A 19,847-nucleotide genomic window follows, 5' to 3' on the forward strand; every position below is an offset into this window, starting at 1 on the left:
ATAATAAAAATTTATGTAGGGGTGTAATAATGAAAAAATTATATACGAGTTTATTGGTATTATCACTTTTATTAGGCGCCGCAGCATGTTCGAATGATGATAGCAACAAAGATAAAGACAGCTCTAAAGATGAGTCATCTAAAACTGAACAAAAGAACAAGAAGTCTAATGATCATTCAAAAAATAAAACATCAAATAAAGATGATCAAAAGAATTCTGAGAAAAGTAAAGATGATCAAGACAATAATCAAAACGATGACCAAAAAAATACAAGTGATAATGATTCAACAGGTCAAAATCAAGATGATAATAGTGGAAATGATTTAAATCAACAGGCTAAAAGTACAGACAATTCAACTCAGCAATCTAATAATATGAATGACGCGAATACATCTAATAATAATTCAAACCAAACTGCTAGTAATACAAACAACCAAAAAACATCAAATCAATCTTCACAATCAACTGCATTAAAACAATTACCTAACTTCCAAACTGCTTTAGATTTAGCAAGACAAGAAGCAAATTTATATGGTAGTAGTAATAAAACGTATAATGACTATGCAATTGAAGGTGAGAATGCCAATTATAGATATGTATTTAGTTTTAAAGACCCACAACAAAATGGTGTTTATTCTATAGTTACTGTAAATAGCCAAGGTGAACCAGTTGTTGTTGACCCAGCTTACGGAAAATAAAAATATTTTATTTCAAAATATATAGATATAAAAAGGCGTATCATCAAATGTAAATACTTTGTGATACGCCTTTAAAAGAATGTTAGCTTCTAGTTATTTTAACTCTTTTTGAATTAGTTTAGTAAGATATTGTAACGATTGATTATTTTTATTGATATACGGATTATCGTTTTGGGGAATCATATCTGTCGTTAAATCATTTAGTAATAAATCAGGATCCGTATACCAAACGTTAGCTAAGCTTTTCATCACACGATTATAAATACCACGCTCTTCTTTGTATTGGTCATGATGAGGTGTATATAAGCATACACGTTTATCAATTGTTAATGCATCAAATATTATTGAAGAATAATCAGTAAGTACGATATCAGAAATAAGTAGTAAATCTTGAGTTTCTATTCCTTTTTGAGGAATAATGACTTCTTCAGGTAAGTTTACGGTTTGACTACTTTCGACATGACCTTTAAATATAACATTATATTTCTCCAATAATTGGTCGGTGATTGGTAATGTTGTGTCTAACTCATTATTTGACAACCAAGTTGGAGCATAAAGTAATATTGGTTTACTTAGATCACACTTTAAATCGTGTTTGAGTTGTTCGTAATATGATGATTCACTTATTTTGTTAAGCAAATATTGCACGCGTGGATAACCTATAGGTGACACTTCAGTATCATGCGTAGGGAAAGTTGTATGGAACATGTCCATAGCAAATTTTGAATCACATACTAAGTAATCTTGTTTAGCCAACTTGTTATATTTACGAGCTCTATAATTATATATATTTAAGTTTTGGTTTGGTTCATGACTATCTAAAAATAATTTTTTAATTGGGGTACCATGCCAAAGTTGAATAATAGTACCATTTGGTTTGATGTCATCTGGAATATAACTTTCTGTGACAACTACTTTAGCAGTTTCTATCATTGATTTTGTTTCTGGATCCTCAGGTGATATAAAATGTGGCCCCTGTCTATCATTTGTCACAAAATAAGTATTGATGGTTGGATTTCTCTTAACAAAATAACTAAATAAGTATTTAGAATTGCCACGATAGCTATAATCAAATCCCATAAAGACAACATGTTCTTTAAGTAATGACTTATCTTTATCATAGATATAGCTTAATTCTCTATGTTTTTTTAAAGAGTGATTTTTAAATGGTTTGAACATCCATTTAGGTAATCTGAATTTTGTACTTAACAATACAGAATCTGAGTATCTTAGTTCGCTATGATCATTGTAAGTAAATCTAGGGAATGGAATTTTTTGACGATGTTCATATGCGATTTTGTTTAAATAAAATTGATTTATTTTACTAATATTATTTTTATCTATAGAAGACCAAAGTTGGCTACTTGTATAAATTGGTGTTTTAAAATCAAAGACAACGTGTCCATCTACTGCAAGTTGGCCTTTTAAAATGGTTACTAAAGCTAAATCAAAAATAGTCTCAATATTAAATTTTTCAAGATGAACTAGGGCAGATTTAATTTCATAAATCACATTAGGGTAGTGATTAATATTTTTAACCCAATCTATAAAATCAACCGTTTCTAACCCAAAATATCTACAATCATTTAAATAGGTTTTATCTATTGTATAATCAACAATAATTGAAGTGCTCTTTAATTCAACAGCATCAAGCATTTTTTGATGAAGCATTATATCATTAGAGTATGGAACAAAATGTGTGTATCCTTCATCTAAAGCTTTCATGAGTTGAATATCTAAGTTTTCTAAACTAGTTATATTAATTTGCTTTATCATATCGCTGACTTCTTTAGGCTAAATTTATTCTTCTTATTTTATCATGTGTAACACATTAATTCATAATGAGGACGTTTATTCATTTGTGTAAGCGCTACCATTATAAGATTTGGACACAAAAATAAAGAATAAAAAATAAAGAGAAATAATTGAGCAAAACTATAAAATCAATGTTGTAATTTTAACGATAAGATGATATATTTTAATTGTGAAAAAGTTCACAAGTTATAAATGAATTCAATTTGAAGAAGACTCACAATCAAAGATAATAAATATTTTTATTTTGATATAACTCTAGCTAGAGACAAACAAATTTAAAGTAAAGGAAGAGTCATACTATGTTAGTAAATTCATTCAATCCATTTGATAATTTAGTGTTATCAAGTATTATTGCTGCAGTACCAATTATCTTATTTTTATTATGTTTAACTGTTTTCAAAATGAAAGGGATTTATGCTGCAATAACAACGTTAGTCGTTACTTTATTGATTGCAATTCCATTCTTTAAATTACCTGTAGGAATTGCCTCAGGTGCAGTAGTGGAAGGTTTCTTCCAAGGTATCATTCCAATTGGTTATATTGTAATGATGGCTGTATTACTATATAAAATCACATTAGAATCTGGACAATTTTCTACGATTCAAGATAGTATTACAAGTATTTCTCAAGACCAACGTATCCAATTATTATTGATAGGTTTTTCGTTTAATGCCTTTTTAGAAGGAGCTGCAGGATTTGGTGTTCCGATTGCAATTTGTGCTTTATTATTAGCGCAATTAGGCTTTAAACCTTTACAAGCTGCCATGTTATGTTTAGTAGCTAATGCAGCTTCAGGTGCATTTGGTGCCATTGGTATTCCGGTGGGTATTGTTGATACACTTCATTTACCTGGTGGTGTAACAGCAATGGGAGTATCTCAAACATCAGTATTTACTTTAGTTATTATTAACTTCTTCATACCATTTTTATTAATCTTTATAATTGATGGTTTTAAAGGAATTAAAGAAACATTACCTTCAATATTAGTTGTTTCTATTACGTATACTGTATTACAAGCGTTACTAACTGTATTTAATGGACCAGAATTAGCAGATATTATTCCTCCATTAGCATCAATGTTAGCTTTAGCTTTATTCTCAAGAAAATTCCAACCGAAACATACATTTAGAATACAAAAAGATGTTGAACCTGAACCAGTTAAACATCATAGCGCAAAATCAATTTTCTATGCATGGAGCCCATTTGTTATCTTAACAATTATCGTTATGATTTGGAGCGCACCATCATTTAAGAATTTATTCTTACCTAATGGTAAACTTTCTGGATTAGTATTTAACTTTAATTTACCGGGTACATTTAGTGAAGTTGCACATAAACCAATTACATTATCATTAAATCTTATAGGTCAAACAGGTACTGCGATTTTAATCACTATTATTATTACAGTATTAATGTCTAAAAAAGTTGGCTTTGGTGATGCGGGACGTTTATTCGGTGTAACTTTCAAAGAATTATGGTTACCTATTTTAACAATTTGTTTCATATTAGCTATTTCTAAAATAACTACTTATGGTGGATTAAGTAGTGCAATGGGTCAAGGTATTGCGAAAGCTGGAAACGTATTCCCATTACTTTCTCCAATATTAGGTTGGATTGGCGTGTTCATGACTGGATCAGTAGTTAATAACAATTCATTATTTGCGCCTATCCAAGCATCTGTAGCACAACAAATTGGTACGAGTGGTTCATTACTTGTTGCTTCTAATACAGTTGGTGGGGTTGCAGCTAAATTAATTTCACCACAATCTATTGCTATTGCAACTGCAGCTGTTAAAGAAGTAGGTAAAGAATCTGAATTACTAAAAATGACTTTAAGATATAGTATTGGCTTGCTTATATTCATCTGTATTTGGACATTTATCTTATCAGTATTGTTATAAAATTAAATTTAGTAGTTAAACTAAAAAAACTGATTTCTCGTATATACGAGAAATCAGTTTTTTATATTATTAATATGTTTTATTAAGGTGTCTTGATGTATATATTGTTGAAAAATTTAAAGCTAATATTAATTGATAATGTACTTTAGCTGAACATTTTCATGAAATCTTTATAAACAGCTTCGGCAGTATAATTTTCTAGCGTATGTCGACCCTCATTGATGATATATTGGAGTTCACTATCATTATGCATAGTTAAATCAATTCGTTTAGCTAACTGAGATGTATCATCATGTTCTACTAAATAGCCATTTTCACCCTTTTTAATAATAGAATCAGGGCCAGTATTACCAGCAAAGCTAATAACAATATTATCTTGAGCCATCGCTTCAAGTAAGACCATGCCAAAGCCTTCATTTCTAGATGGCACGACAGTAATCTTACTTTGAGCAAGCTTTTGATCAAGTTTAGGTGTTGATGGATAAAGTTCGACAATATCTTGTAAATGATATTGATTTATAAATTGAATTAATGAATCTTTTTCTTGTCCATCGCCATATAAATGTAATACATAGTTTAAATGTCTCAAATCGTCTTGAATTAATCTAATACTTTCTAATAAAAGATCGAATCCTTTTTCATATTCTAATCTTCCTGCAGCAATAATAATATTTTTCTTTTGAGAAGCAATTCTCTTGTTATCAATGATGTTAGGTATAACATAGACAGGTGTTTTTAATTTGGATTGATAATTTCCTTGGTCAGCGGGCGTTAATGTTATAACTTTATTAACATCACGATATGCTCTAATTATTTGTTGCTGGTATTTAGGACTATAAGCATTGAAATCCATATGCTCCATAGCTACAGTAGTAACTTTTTTATTGTGGTACTTTGAAATAAGAATATTAAAACTCGCACGAGTACCTACTAACACATCAGACGATACTTGTTTGATAGCTTTAATCATTTTCTTTTCAACATAACTAGAAAACTGATCAATACCACTTTCATATTGAGATAAGTGCTTTGGACTTAGTAGAGGAGTATATTTATTTATACGATTGGCAGCCATAGCAACAAGGTTACTTGGTTTGGCACGATAATCAATTAAGATTTTAATTTTAATATTTTTGTGTAGATAGAAATATGGCTCATTTGTCTTTCTGAATATAGAAATAATCGTTACTGAATGGCCTTTTTCAGCTAGTACATTAGCAAGTTGTGAAATAGATTTAACCGTTCCGCCCATCGAATAGATGTTATGCATGAAAAATGTGAACGACTTCATTTGAACACCTCTTAGTTTTATAAATTTATATTGATTATATCATGACATAGTTCACAAATGAGTTAAATGAATATGTTAAAATATAAGTATTAATAATAAATGAATATGTCATTTTGATCTAAGTATTGTAGTACAAAAAATTTCAATTGTAAGACATTGTCTCAAACATTTATGAATGAGATGATTTCAAAATTGTTATTGTGAAATAGGTGATTATTTCATTTAAGTATTGATTGTATGGTACAATATTAAATGTTTTAAGTGTCATATTTTAGGTAATGTATTGAGTAATTGTGACTAGATTACATTAATTATAAATCTAAAATAAAAGTTGTTTAGAATTAATGGGAATCGTTGATTTTATTTTTTTACCTATTTAGAAAGCGCTTTAATATAAATCTAGGTCATTTGATAGTTTTATTAATCAACTAAAAAAGGGGGACTGTATTTGTTATGAGTACACAACATAGCAAAACAGATGTCATCTTAATCGGTGGCGGTATCATGAGTGCAACGTTAGGAACATTATTGAAAGAATTATCACCTGATAAAGAAATTAAAATATTTGAAAAGTTGAATCAACCCGGTGAAGAAAGTTCAAATGTTTGGAATAATGCTGGTACAGGGCATTCAGCATTATGTGAGTTGAATTATACTAAAGAAGGTAAAGATGGATCTGTAGATATTACTAAAGCGATTAAAATCAACGAGCAGTTTCAAATTTCTAAACAGTTTTGGGCTTATTTAGTTAGAACAGGACAATTAGAAAATCCAGAAAACTTTATTAAAACAGTACCTCATATGAGCTTCGTTAAAGGTGCGAATAATGTTGATTTCTTAAAAAGACGTGTTGAAAGTCTTCAAAAGAATGTTTTATTTAGTAAAATGGAAATTTCTGAAGATAAAAATAAAATTGCTGAATGGGTACCTCTCATGATGGAAGGTAGAACAGACGAAGAACCAATTGCTATCACTTATGATGAAACTGGTACAGATGTTAACTTTGGAGCTCTAACTAAAAAGTTATTTAGTAATTTACAACAAAAAAATGTAGATATTAATTATAAACATGAAGTTTTAGATGTAACTAAACAAAATGATGGAACTTGGTTAGTTGAGGTTAAAAACTTAGCTAATAATCAAGTTACAACTTATGAAACTGATTTCGTATTTATTGGTGCTGGAGGTGCAAGCCTACCATTACTACAAAAAACTGGAATTAAAGAATCTAAACATATCGGTGGCTTCCCAGTTAGTGGCTTATTCTTAAGATGTAAAAATCCGGATGTTATTAAACGTTATCATGCAAAAGTTTATGGTAAAGCTGAGGTGGGTGCGCCACCTATGTCAGTACCGCATTTAGATACACGATTTGTAAATGGTGAACGTTCATTACTATTTGGACCATTTGCAGGTTTCTCACCAAAATTCTTAAAAACTGGATCATATTTAGATTTAATTAAATCAGTGAAACCTAATAATATCGTTACGATGTTAACTGCAGGTGTTAAAGAATTTGACTTAACAAAATATTTAGTATCACAATTAATGCTTTCTAATGAGGAAAGAATAGATGACTTACGTGTATTCTTACCAAATGCTAAAGATGAAGATTGGGAAGTTATTACTGCAGGACAACGTGTTCAAGTGATTAAAGATACTAAAGATTCAAAAGGTAATTTACAATTTGGTACTGAAGTAATTACATCAGAAGACGGTACGTTAGCTGCTTTACTTGGTGCATCACCAGGTGCATCTACTGCTGTAGATATTATGTTCGATGTACTTCAAAAATGTTATAAAGATGACTTTGACAGTTGGGAATCTGCTATTAAAGAAATGGTTCCTTCATTCGGATTAAAATTAACTGAACATGAAGATGTTTATCATGCTGTTAATAAAGAAATAGTTAAATATTTGAAAGTTAAATAAATAGTTAAAGCGTCTCACTATAAAGTCTAATGGCTACGATAGTGAGATGCTTTTATTTATTTAGAATGCGAGTTTTTAAGTTGTTGGTTATATTTAGTTTTGAGGTAATTGAATCGTAAATGTAGTTCCTTCATGTTGAGTGCTTGAGACGTAAATTTTACCGTGATGAAGTTTAATAATTGATTCTGTAATTGCCAAACCTAAGCCATTACTATTGTTATCATGGCTAAGTTTATAAAAGCGTTCAAACATTCGTGATTGTTGTGTTTCGGTTATAACATCACCATGATTAGTAACTTGAATTAAAATATGTTGTGATGTTTGCGTTAATGCAATGTTAATAACTGAATCGTGATAAGCATACTTAATGGCGTTGATAATAAGATTATTTATGGCTTGATGTAATAGTCTTTCATTTCCAAGGAAATAAATAGATTCCAAGTTAGACATTATCATTAATGACTTATTATCTAGTGCGAAATGTTCATGTCGAATAATGTCTTTGATCAATATATTAAGTTGTATATTGTCTGAAAATGTAAGATGTTGTGCATTATCAAGTTCCGATAATAATAACAATTCTCTTGTTAAATCACTAAGTTGAGTTGTAATTTGATTGATTTCTTCTATTTTATTTTGTCGTTTATTTTCATTATCGGTTTGTTCTAAATCCACTAATAATTGTTTAATATGAGTTAGGGGCGTTTTGATCTCATGAGAAACATTCTGTACAAAGTGTTGTCGCATTTCATCAACTTGCTTTAAAGATTGTCTCATTGTGTCAAAACGATATTGTAATGTGCCGATTTCGTCTTTTCGTGTTTGTTTAATCGGCGTGTTAAAATCTCCATTCATTAATCTTTCTGTACCACGTTTCAATTGTTTTACAGGTCTTACTATAGAATAGGTAGAAGCTATAACTAACGAGATTGAAATTATCAACAATAATGCTAATAGCACTGCTAAAAATATTCTGAATTCGCTAAATGTTTCCCCTATATCAGGACGCATAAATACTGCAATAGCTTGATGATCATTTTTAAATTGAAGACCTACAGTATTATCAGTTTCATTATCAAAGAAACCTGTTATAAAAAGTTTAAAAGGCTTCTCTTTTATCCCATGATAAGTATCGCCGTGTAAAACCTTTTGGATATCATGTTTGGGTAAGCTATCTTTTCTAAAAGGAGCGCCATAAAAGTGTTTGTTACCATGTTGATCAACAGTCATAATTTGATAATTCATATCTCCCAAGTGTTTAAAATATGTATTAATATGTTCAAATGATTGTTTATCTTCAAATTCCTTAGCTTCTTTTAATGTCTTCATAATTTTCGCATCATTAGAGGGTTTTAGATTAAAATGATAATAAATGTTCGTGAAAATAAAACTGATAAACGCACTAAATAAAATGACGACGATTGTATAAACAGCAATTCGAATATATAAAGATTTAAACATTTACTTCCACCTTATATCCTTGTCCACGAACTGTTTTAATTGTGACATTAGAATGTAATTGAGCTAAACGTTGTCGTAAACGCTTAATATGGACATCAACTGTTCTTTCATCACCTTCATAATCAAACCCCCATATTTTTTCAATAAGATGCTCTCTTGTAAGTATTTGCTTCTTATTAGTGGCTAATAGAAAAAGAAGTTGAAATTCCTTATTCGGTAACATCATCGTTTTATCGTTTACTATAACTTCCATATACGCTTGTTGGAGTGTTAAATCACCTATTACTAATTGTTCTTCTGCATGTATATCATATCTACGTAAAACAGCTTTCATACGAAATATGAGTTCTTTGACTTCAAATGGCTTCGTTAAGTAGTCATCCGTACCACTTAGAAATGCTCGTTCTTTATCACTTAGTGCATCTCTTGCAGTCAACATAATGACAGGTAACTCAAAATCTTCTTTGATAATTTGACATAATTCAAACCCGTCCATACCTTCCATCATAATATCGACAATAGCAATATCTATTTGATTACGATTTAAACATTCAAGTGCATCCTTAGCATTCATATGAGTATATGTTTGAAAGTGTTCTTTTTCTATATGTGTCGAGACATAATTTAATATTTTCAAATCATCATCGACGATAAGACAGCGATTCATATACACACTCCTATCTTTTTTACTTAATTATACTATGAGCAAAATTTATAAAACAATGTATGAAATTGTTCATATTCAGTTCATAAAAAGTAATTAATATACAACTAGTGAAAATATCGAATAGGAGTGAATATGAATGAAATTAGCATGGAATGAAATAAAATTTTATAAGCTAAGATATATATTGATTATGCTAATTATTGTCTTATTAAGTATGATGGTGTTATTTATTAGTGGTTTAGCACAAGGGCTTGGCAGAGAAAATGTTTCATTATTTAGTCAGCTTAAATCAAAACATTATATTATCCAAGATATGAAAGCACCTCAAATTGAAAAATCTCAATTAACGAAAAAACAACAATCTAAGGTTGAAAATATCATTAACACTAAACCCTTGAAAATGAAACAACAAACTTTAAATGTTAAAGGAGAAAATAATGAAGATGTATTAGCAATCGATTCTTCATTACAACATAAGTTTAAGTTGTCAAAGGGCCATTATCCGAAAAACGATAATCAAATTGTTGTGAATGAAAAATTAACAGGAAAGGGTATAAATATTGGAGATAAAGTCCAATTTAAAAATCAAGAGAAAGCGTATAAAGTAACAGGATTTCTTAAAGATGCGATGTATTCACATAGTTCAATCGTAATGATGAATCAACAAGGATTCAGTGATATTAAAGGACAGTATGCTACATTTTATCCATTCAATAAACTATCGAAGCATGAACAACAACAGCTAAAGGATATTACAGGTATCCAAGTTACAGATGAAAATGAATTAAAAGATAATATTGCTAGTTATAAAGCTGAACAAGCACCACTAAACATGATGATAGTGAGTTTACTCGTTATTTCTGCTATTGTTCTTAGTGCCTTCTTTTATGTCATGACAATCCAAAAAGTATCAGAAATAGGTATTTTAAAAGCGATTGGTATAAAGACAAGACACTTGCTTAAATCCTTAACCGCACAAATTTTAATGATTACATTATTATCAGTTTTAATATCAGTCGCTATGATTATAAGTGTTTCATTCATAATACCAGTTACAATGCCATTTCATTTAGCCTACGCTAATTACTTTTTAGTTATTGTCATTTTCATACTCGTAGCATGCATAGGCTCATTACTATCATTTATTAAAGTCGTTAAAATCGATCCATTAGATGCTATTGGGGGTGGAGAATAGTGACATTGCAAGTTAAACAATTAATTAAAACGTTTGGAGAAGGTAGTACTAAGACAGAAGTATTAAAGGTTATCGATTTAACAATAGAGCCTGGTGAATTTGTAATTCTTTCAGGTGCATCAGGTTCGGGTAAATCAACATTGTTATCTATATTAGGAGGTCTACTTTCTCCTACTGATGGGGATATAAACTATGAACAACAACCTTTATTTTCATCGTCTAAACAAAATAGTGAACGTCGATTATCAGAGATAGGCTTTATCTTCCAATCTTCTCACTTAGTACCTTATTTAAGCGTCATTGATCAATTGATAATTGTAGGACGTGAAGCAGGAATGTCTAAAAAAATAGCATATCGTCGTGCAGAAAAATTATTAAGTGATATAGGATTGTATGAAAGAATGAATGCTTACCCCCATATGTTATCAGGTGGTGAAAAACAAAGAGTAGCTATTATGAGAGCGCTAATGAATAATCCTAAAGTGTTATTAGCTGATGAACCAACAGCAAGTTTAGATGCTAAAAGAGCGTTATCTGTTGTAAAAATGATTAAAAAAGAAATTTCAAACAATCAAATGTGTGGAATTATGGTGACACATGATCAACGATTGTTTGAATATGCAGATAAAGTTATTTGCTTAGAAGATGGTCTAATTAAAAATTAATATAAAAATAGAGGCAGTAATACATTCGTATAGAATGTACACTGTCTCTTTTATTTAATCCATAAAATGATAATACTTAACCAAAAGGTTAGTGCAAAGTATATGGTTAGTAAAAGACGATACTGGTACATTACACCTAAAAAGTCTCTGATTAACGCAATATGGAAAAAATGGTATGGTGTATGACTGCCAATACCATAGGCTTGAATATCATGATTTTTAGCTAATTTAAGTGCTCTTAAAATATGAAATTGACTAGTTACACACAGTATTTTGGGTTTAATATTGAAATGTTTTCTAATTATTTCTTTCGAATATATAAAGTTAGTATTAGTATTTGTTGATTGTTGTTCCAATAATATATGTTCTTTTGGGACACCGCGATGAATTAAATAGCGTTGCATAGCTAAAGCTTCAGTAATAGGTTCATCTGGACCTTGACCACCAGAAACTAAAATCATAGGAGAATTATGGAACTGTCGGTAAATATCATATGATCGATCTAAACGCTCTTTAAGCATAGGTGTAACTTCTTCAGTAAAAATACCTGCCCCTAAAATAATGATTAAATCGATTGGTTTTTGAAAATGAGTTGAACCATATGCAGAATACCAAAAGACATAACAAAAGAAAGCGAATAAAGTAGACAAACCAATGAAACTAAGCCATAGTATAATGCCATTCAATATTGGAATAGGACAAGTACTAATGTAGAAACAAGCAATTATAAATAGGATTAACCGAACTCCACTTAAAGTCATTTGCTTAATAAAACGACGCCCTTGTTTATTACGAAAGATAGAGGCATGCTTTAATATGATATACATAAATATCATTATTATTATTGCTATTAGTTCATAAGGTATTGAATAACTAATCAGATGGTAAATTAGAGTTATAAAACCTAATATAATAGTAGAAATAAATCCAGTTATACTTAAAGTTATAAATTGGTTGAAAAATAAAGAAAACAATATTATTAAAATTAATAAAGTGAAAAGCAATGGAATCATGAAAGGGCCACCTCTATCATATATGTATATATAAATGTAGTTGATAAGAGTTAAATAAGCAACTTAAAAGATATTGAGTTAAAACTGTTTTTAAGGTTTCATTTTATAATTTTTCTTGATATCATTTATAAGATGAAAAATAAATATTTTATATAAATCTACGCGTGTTTGAGGAGATACATATGACTAGACAATTAGAAGATCATATTGCATTTTTAGAAACATTTATCAATAATGTAAATACTTTAACGGCTAAATTATTGAAAGATTTGCAAAATGAATATGGCATTTCTTTAGAACAATTTAATGTATTAACGATGCTTAGTAACGAATCTATGACTATTAGTCAAATTACGGAGAAGCAAGGCGTTAATAAAGCGACAGTGAGTAGAAGAATTAGTAAATTGCTAGATGCAGGTTTAGTTATTTTAGAAAAACCTAACGCTAATATAGATCAACGACTCAAATTTATTACGTTATCTGATAACGGAAAATCATATATAAAAGAGCGTAAAGCTTTGATTAATAGTATTGCTCATGACTTTACAAATGATTTTTCTGCGGAAGATTTAGAACAAGTAAGACATGTTTTAGATATTATTAATCATAGAATGACGAATTATAGTTCTAAACTATCTTAAAAATTATTAAATAAAGACTATACACAATAGAAGAGTTAGGAATATAATTTGTATATACATTGGACATAAGACTAAATACGTATGTTACTGTTATTCATTTAGTCATATAATGAAAATATCTGAAAAAATAAAGATTTATAAATTTTAAATATTAAAAAATGATGCATAAGTAATAACCCCCCTTGATATAAATATAGTGATATAACTATTTATAAATGGTAGTAAGTTTGGAAAGTGAATAGAGGTGATACGATGAAACAGTGCCCTCAGTGTGGCGTCTCTGTTGAAAATGATGAGCACACTTGTCATAATTGCGGCCAGTCATTAAAAAAAGAAATAAATCAGAAAAGTAGTAAAAATAACAATATTAAACGAAAAGATAGAACTAACAAATCAACTAATCAATCATCGAATATTAAAATCAGAAAAGTTGTGCCAGTGGCAATTATATTTTTTATTATCATACTATTAGTTATTTTATTTTTCCTTCTAAGAAATTATAATTCACCCAATGCTCAAGCTAAAATTTTAGTGAATGCAATTGATAACGACGATAATCAAAAGGTAGCAACCTTACTTGGTACGAAAGACAAAAAGGTCGATCCTGATGAAGCGGCTGCGTACATCAAATATATTAAAAAAGAAGTGGGCATGAAGCATTTCGTTAGAGATGTTAGAAATACGGTTGATAAATTAAACAAAAGCGATTCAAGTGTTGCATCGTATATCCAAACTAAAGATGGGCAAGATATTTTACGTGTAAGTAAAAACGGAAGACGATATTTTATTTTTGATAATATGAGTTTTAATGCACCTACAAAACAACCTATCGTTAAACCTAAAGTGGATACTAAATATGAATTTAAATCAGGTGGTAAACGTAAAACAGTCATTGCAGATGCAAATAAAACAACACCATTAGGTTATTTTATTCCTGGTAATTATCACATAGACGCAACTAAAGAAACAAAAAATGGCGTATTCACAGGTACACTTGATTTTAATTTCAAGAATAGTAATAGTGAAACTGTAGATGTTAACGAAAACTTTGAAGAAGCGCATTTAAATATCAAATTAAAAGGTGCAACGAAACTGACAAGTAAATCGAAAAAAGTAATCATTAATGATCGTACAATGTCATATTCAAATTCTAAAGAATTCGGTCCTTATCCTAAAAATAAAGATATAACAATTTCAGCTCAAGGTAAGGCGAAAGGTAAAACATTTGAATCTGAAACTAAGACAATTAAAGCGTCTAACTTAAAAGATAATACGTCAGTTACTTTAGATTTTGATAGTGATGAAATAAGTAAATATGTGACTAAAAAAGAAAAAGAAGAAAATAGTTTGAAGAACAAACTCACACAATTCTTTAGTGGTTATTCTATGGCTTTAACTTCAGCCAAAAATCAAAGTAACTTTGATTTAATATCAAGTTATTTTAAAAAGAATTCTTCAATGTATGACAAAATGAAAAATAGTATTAGTAATCAACAACTTGTATCATTACAATCACCACAAGTATTGAGTGCTAGCAAAAGTGGAGATAAAATATTAACAACTGTACAACATATCGATGAAAATGGTCAGTATGTTAATAAAGAGTATGAGTTAGAACAAGCTTCTAGTGGGAATGACTTTAACTTAATTAAAGAAACAGATTAGAGAAATAGACGTAGTACAATGAAGTTCATTTACATTTATGGACATTGTCCTACGTCTCATTTTTTTAATTATCAAAATCTCATATGTTAAATATTTCTATATCATATAATATTAGAACTTTTATTATTAAAAATAAAAACAAGGTGGTTTCAAAAAATGAATAGTAAAGAACGAGCAAAATCACAATCTCTTATATTTGTAATCATCTTAGGAGCACTTACTGCAATAGGCGCATTATCTATAGATATGTTTTTACCTGGGTTGCCAGATATACAAAATGACTTTCATACAACAACTTCAAATGCTCAATTAACATTATCTCTATTTATGATTGGTTTAGCATTAGGTAATTTATTTGCTGGACCAATATCAGATTCTATTGGTAGAAGGAAACCGTTATGGATATCAATGCTTATTTATACTATTGCAAGTTTAGGTATTGTCTTCGTTACGAATATACAAGTGATGATAGCTTTGCGTTTTATACAAGGAATTACTGGTGGGGCGGCATCTGTTATTTCGAGAGCGATTGCTAGTGATATGTATAAAGGTAAAGAATTAACTAAATTTTTATCTTTACTAATGTTAGTTAATGGTGTTGCACCAGTTATAGCGCCTGCTATTGGTGGCGTTATACTAAGCTTTGCGGTATGGAGAATGGTATTTATTATTTTAACTGTATTTGGTGTATTAATGGTTATTGGTACATTAACGAAGGTGCCAGAGTCTTTACAAGAAGATGAAAAAGATAGTAATGGTATTAGAGAAATGTTTAAAAACTTTAAGCATTTATTATTTACACCTAAGTTTGTACTACCGATGGCAATTCAAGGTTTTTCTTTTATTATGTTATTTACCTATATTTCAGCTTCTCCATTTATAGTTCAAAAAATCTATCACATGTCAGCTTTACAATTCAGTATTATGTTTGCCGGTATAGGTATTACATTAATTATTTCAAGTCAGTTAGTAGGCTTTCTTGTAGACTATGTGGATAGACAACGCTTATTAAAAATAGTGACCTTTATTCAAATATTTGGTGTAGTTTTAGTTATCTTTACTTTGTTAAATCATATGAGTTTTTGGATTTTAGTGATTGGATTTATTATATTAGTTTCTCCTGTAACAGCAGTGGCAAGTTTAGGTTTTTCAATTGCTATGGATGAAAGTACACGAGGTAGAGGTAGTGCATCTAGTTTATTAGGATTAGTACAATTCCTATTAGGTGGCGTAATGTCTTCATTGGTTAATGTTATGGGCGAGCATAATGTAATGCCCTATGTAACGATTATTAGTTCAACGGCTATTATTTTAATTATATTACAATTACTTAATTCAAAAATACATCGTAACAATTAAACAACCAAAGTGATTAATACAATCACTTTGGTTGTTTTTCATCATTTACCAAATATAATTATCGCTGTAGTTTAACTGTGTTTGCTAGTAAATTTTCAGCAATTTCTTCTGGTGATTCTTGGCAGCCATTACGTAGCCAATAAAATATAACACCCACTTCACCACCAATTGAGTAAGTGATAAATAAAGACTTATTACGAATTGAATTTGGATAATCATTAATAACATGTTCATATGTTTTTTTTGTAGCTTGAAAATAATCAAACGCTAATCCTTTATTTGGATAAGTAATGAAAATAGCACGATAAAACGATTCTTTTCGTTTTATATATTTAGCTACAATTAAGAAAAATTTATATAATTTGCTTGTATCTACTCTTACACTTTCAAAATTATTATATAAAGCTGTAAGTAATTTAGTATATTTAGAGAGATGATAGTTTTGGATTTTTTCTAGTAAATCATATTTATCTTTATAATTATCATAAAAAGTAGATCTATTAACACCACTGTAAGCACATATCATTTTAATAGTAATATCTTCAAAAGGGTACTCATCTAATAGATCAATCATACTTTGTATAATTTTATATTTTGCTTTTCTTTTCATTAGTATTCACCTTTGTTCATATAACCGACACATTTTTTTAAAGTGTCGGTGTTTTTTTAATGTCTATGTAACTATAATAGATAAAGTGAATTTTAAAAGCAAATAGGAGGAAGTATATATGAAGAAAATGGTATTAATTAATATCATTACTATCATAGTATTAATTGTTATTGGAGTATTAGGCTTTTACTTCTGGAACAATGCAACAAGCTATGTTAGTACTGATAACGCCAAAATAGACGGCGATCAAATGAAAATAGCAAGCCCAACTGCAGGTGAAATCAAATCATTTGATGCAAAACAAGGTGACAAACTTAAAAAAGGTGACAAAGTAGCTGAAGTAGTTGGACAAGGTCAAGATGGTCAATCTAAAAAAATGAGCATCAAAATGCCTAAAGATGGCACAATCGTAAAAACAGATGGTATGGAAGGTTCAATGGCTCAAGCTGGGAACCCAATCGCTTATGCGTATAATTTAGATGATTTATATGTTACTGCCAACGTTGATGAAAAAGATGTTGCTGATATTGAAAAAGGAAATGACGTAGATATTGATATCGACGGTCAAAAAGCAACTGTAAGTGGTAAAGTAGAACAAATTGGTGATGCTACAGCAAATAGCTTCTCATTAATGCCTTCATCAAATAGTGATGGTAATTACACTAAAGTATCACAAGTTGTACCAGTTAAAATTTCTCTAGATTCTGAACCATCTAAAAATGTTGTTCCAGGTATGAACGCTGAAGTCAAAATTCATAAAAATTAAGGGGGTCATTAAATGACAGCGACCTTCATTATTGTTTATATTATAATCGCGCTCATACTTCTTGGTTTGATTAATTTCTTTATTTCTAAAAGTAAGAAAAAGTCTAAAAACCAAAAAGTGGAACAACGCTCAACAAAAGGTTCTGAGAGTCAATCATATCAATCTAAATTTAAAGCAAGTGATTTAGACAAACAATCTGAGTCACGTACAACATCTCCTAATGATTTTGGTTCAACTTCAAATCATATAGAAGACGATAAAAGAAAACATCATTTCGAATCAATGAATGAATCTGAAAATGACAACAACAATGCACATGACCAAGAGAAATTACGTCGTTCAGACGATTCTTCTCGTAACAATATTGATAGAGAAGAAACAGAAGATGTAGACGAAGAAGTGCATAATCCAATTAACCCTGACTCAGAAGAGGGCAGAGTTAATGAAAAAATCAAGAGACAACATAGTGATTTTATATTTGGTAATGGTATCACTAGAGGTAAAATTTTAGCAGCAATGTTATTTGGGATGTTTATTGCTATTTTAAACCAAACTCTATTAAACGTTGCGCTACCTAAAATTAATACTGAATTTAATATCTCTGCATCAACTGGACAATGGTTAATGACAGGATTTATGTTAGTAAATGGTATTTTAATACCGATAAGTGCTTTTCTATTCAATAAATATTCTTATAGAAAGTTATTTCTTATAGGTCTTGTACTATTTACTATAGGATCATTGATTTGTGCTATTTCAATGAATTTCCCTATTATGATGGTAGGACGTGTATTACAAGCTATTGGTGCTGGTATTTTAATGCCTTTAGGTTCTAATGTTATTGTTACAATCTTCCCACCAGAAAAACGTGGTACGGCAATGGGTATTATGGGTGTGGCTATGATATTAGCTCCAGCTATTGGCCCAACGTTATCAGGTTATATTGTTCAAAATTATCATTGGAATATAATGTTCTATGGTATGTTCTTTATAGGATTAGTAGCTATCATAGTAGGTTATTTCTGGTTTAGACTTTATCAAAGAACCACAAACCCTAAAGCCGATGTACCAGGAATTATTTACAGTACTATTGGTTTCGGTGCTTTATTATACGGTTTCTCTGAAGCTGGTAATAAAGGTTGGGGTTCAACTGAAATCGTTACGATGTTTGTGATTGGTGTTATATTCATTATCTTATTCGTTATTAGAGAATTAAGAATGAAAGCACCAATGTTAAACTTAACAGTATTGAAATACCCAACATATACTTTAACAACAGTTATTAATATGATTGTTATGATGAGTTTATATGGTGGTATGATTTTATTACCTATTTACTTACAGAATTTACGTGGATTCTCTGCGTTAGATTCAGGCCTATTAATGCTTCCGGGTGCATTAGTAATGGGTGTACTTGGTCCTGTTGCAGGTAAGTTATTAGATACTATTGGTATTAAACCATTAGCTATTTTTGGTATTGCTATAATGACTTATGCAACTTGGGAATTAACTAAGTTAAATATGGACACACCATATTTCTCAATCATGGGTATTTATGTGTTGCGTTCATTTGGTATGGCATTTATTATGATGCCTATCATGACTGCAGGCTTGAACGCTTTACCAGGTCGATTAATTTCTCATGGTAATGCATTTGTAAATACTATGAGACAATTAGCAGGTTCTATTGGTACTGCGATTCTTGTTACAGTAATGACAACACAAACAACTAATCATGTTGCCGCATTTGGCACAGAATTAGATAAAACAAATCCAGTTGTTCAAGATCATATGCGTGAATTGGCTCAACAATATGGTGGAGAACAAGGTGCAATGAAAGTATTATTACAATTTATAAATAAATTGGCTTCTGTTGAAGGTATAAACGATGCATTCGTTATTGCAACTATGATAAGTTTATTAGCACTTATTTTAAGTTTCTTCTTACAAAGTAAGAAGAAAGCTGATGCATCAGCTGCAAAATCAAGAGCAGAAGATTAATTGTTGATAGACATTAAATAAAGTTTAATTAAAAAAAATTGTGTTGTGGGGGCATGATTTTTAAGGGATCGGTATCAATTTTGATATCGATCCCTTTTTTTTAGTGGCTCTTACGAATGAAATGAGTTAGAGCCACTTATGCATTAGCGAAGCTAAGGCGAACCGAA

16 protein-coding genes are annotated in these 19,847 nt (G+C 29.9%); 10 read left to right on the top strand and 6 right to left on the bottom strand.

What is annotated here, in order from left to right:
- Positions 1–29: 29 nt before the first annotated feature.
- Complete coding sequence (locus tag HMPREF3125_RS09365; protein ID WP_070453437.1) at positions 30–698, top strand: TpgX protein; 669 nt, start codon at positions 30–32, stop codon at positions 696–698.
- Positions 699–791: 93 nt separating this feature from the next.
- Here HMPREF3125_RS09365 and HMPREF3125_RS09370 read toward each other — a convergent pair whose 3' ends face one another.
- Positions 792–2,474, bottom strand: coding sequence for a CDP-glycerol glycerophosphotransferase family protein (locus tag HMPREF3125_RS09370; RefSeq protein ID WP_070453440.1), 1,683 nt, complete (start codon positions 2,472–2,474; stop codon positions 792–794).
- A gap of 338 nt (positions 2,475–2,812) precedes the next feature.
- On the opposite strand from HMPREF3125_RS09370, the gene HMPREF3125_RS09375 reads away from it, so the two are divergent.
- Positions 2,813–4,414 carry an L-lactate permease gene (locus HMPREF3125_RS09375; protein ID WP_017636520.1) on the top strand — a complete coding sequence of 534 codons (1,602 nt, stop codon included), beginning with the start codon at positions 2,813–2,815 and terminating at the stop codon, positions 4,412–4,414.
- A gap of 145 nt (positions 4,415–4,559) precedes the next feature.
- Here the strand turns inward: HMPREF3125_RS09375 and HMPREF3125_RS09380 are convergent, their stop codons facing one another.
- Entirely contained in the window at positions 4,560–5,705 is a 1,146-nt protein-coding gene (locus HMPREF3125_RS09380; RefSeq protein ID WP_070453443.1) for a glycosyltransferase family 4 protein, read from the bottom strand.
- A gap of 453 nt (positions 5,706–6,158) precedes the next feature.
- Here HMPREF3125_RS09380 and mqo point away from each other — a divergent pair, with 453 nt between their 5' ends.
- Entirely contained in the window at positions 6,159–7,637 is a 1,479-nt protein-coding gene (mqo, locus tag HMPREF3125_RS09385) for a malate dehydrogenase (quinone) (protein WP_070453446.1), read from the top strand.
- Positions 7,638–7,730: 93 nt separating this feature from the next.
- On the opposite strand, the gene HMPREF3125_RS09390 is transcribed toward mqo, so the two are convergent.
- Positions 7,731–9,098, bottom strand: a complete 1,368-nt coding sequence (locus HMPREF3125_RS09390) for a sensor histidine kinase (protein ID WP_070453449.1) — start codon at positions 9,096–9,098, stop codon at positions 7,731–7,733.
- Positions 9,091–9,765 (bottom strand): response regulator transcription factor, encoded by a 675-nt coding sequence (locus HMPREF3125_RS09395; protein ID WP_070453452.1) that lies wholly within the window; start codon positions 9,763–9,765, stop codon positions 9,091–9,093. Before HMPREF3125_RS09395 ends, HMPREF3125_RS09390 begins: the two co-directional genes overlap by 8 nt.
- A 136-nt stretch (positions 9,766–9,901) precedes the next feature.
- Here HMPREF3125_RS09395 and HMPREF3125_RS09400 point away from each other — a divergent pair, with 136 nt between their 5' ends.
- Both HMPREF3125_RS09400 and HMPREF3125_RS09405 read left to right on the top strand, forming a co-directional pair.
- The gene (locus HMPREF3125_RS09400; RefSeq protein ID WP_070453455.1) at positions 9,902–10,960 is read left to right on the top strand and encodes an ABC transporter permease; all 1,059 of its coding nucleotides are present in this window, start codon (positions 9,902–9,904) and stop codon (positions 10,958–10,960) included.
- On the top strand, positions 10,960–11,625 hold the full coding sequence (locus tag HMPREF3125_RS09405) for an ABC transporter ATP-binding protein (protein WP_070453458.1): 666 nt from the start codon (positions 10,960–10,962) through the stop codon (positions 11,623–11,625). Before HMPREF3125_RS09400 ends, HMPREF3125_RS09405 begins: the two co-directional genes overlap by 1 nt.
- Positions 11,626–11,675: 50 nt before the next feature.
- On the opposite strand, the gene HMPREF3125_RS09410 is transcribed toward HMPREF3125_RS09405, so the two are convergent.
- Complete coding sequence (locus HMPREF3125_RS09410; protein ID WP_070453460.1) at positions 11,676–12,638, bottom strand: YdcF family protein; 963 nt, start codon at positions 12,636–12,638, stop codon at positions 11,676–11,678.
- Positions 12,639–12,820: 182 nt separating this feature from the next.
- On the opposite strand from HMPREF3125_RS09410, the gene HMPREF3125_RS09415 reads away from it, so the two are divergent.
- The 3 genes from HMPREF3125_RS09415 to HMPREF3125_RS09425 all read left to right on the top strand — a co-directional run bounded on the left by HMPREF3125_RS09415 (position 12,821) and on the right by HMPREF3125_RS09425 (position 16,303).
- A complete protein-coding gene (locus tag HMPREF3125_RS09415; protein WP_070453463.1) occupies positions 12,821–13,279 on the top strand; it encodes a MarR family transcriptional regulator TcaR in 459 nt (152 codons plus the stop codon).
- Positions 13,280–13,531: 252 nt separating this feature from the next.
- Positions 13,532–14,944 (top strand): membrane-associated protein TcaA, encoded by a 1,413-nt coding sequence (locus HMPREF3125_RS09420; protein WP_029055791.1) that lies wholly within the window; start codon positions 13,532–13,534, stop codon positions 14,942–14,944.
- Positions 14,945–15,100: 156 nt separating this feature from the next.
- Entirely contained in the window at positions 15,101–16,303 is a 1,203-nt protein-coding gene (locus tag HMPREF3125_RS09425) for a putative multidrug effflux MFS transporter TcaB (protein ID WP_017636509.1), read from the top strand.
- Positions 16,304–16,361: 58 nt separating this feature from the next.
- On the opposite strand, the gene HMPREF3125_RS09430 is transcribed toward HMPREF3125_RS09425, so the two are convergent.
- Positions 16,362–16,913, bottom strand: coding sequence for a TetR/AcrR family transcriptional regulator (locus tag HMPREF3125_RS09430; RefSeq protein ID WP_029055793.1), 552 nt, complete (start codon positions 16,911–16,913; stop codon positions 16,362–16,364).
- 118 nt (positions 16,914–17,031) lie between these two features.
- Between HMPREF3125_RS09430 and HMPREF3125_RS09435 the strand changes: the two genes are divergently transcribed.
- A complete protein-coding gene (locus HMPREF3125_RS09435; RefSeq protein WP_017636507.1) occupies positions 17,032–17,679 on the top strand; it encodes an HlyD family efflux transporter periplasmic adaptor subunit in 648 nt (215 codons plus the stop codon).
- A 12-nt stretch (positions 17,680–17,691) separates the two neighbouring features.
- Positions 17,692–19,680, top strand: coding sequence for a DHA2 family efflux MFS transporter permease subunit (locus HMPREF3125_RS09440; protein ID WP_017636506.1), 1,989 nt, complete (start codon positions 17,692–17,694; stop codon positions 19,678–19,680).
- Positions 19,681–19,847: the final 167 nt, after the last annotated feature.

This window comes from Staphylococcus sp. HMSC13A10 (genome assembly GCF_001808005.1).
GTDB lineage: Bacteria > Bacillota > Bacilli > Staphylococcales > Staphylococcaceae > Staphylococcus > Staphylococcus pasteuri.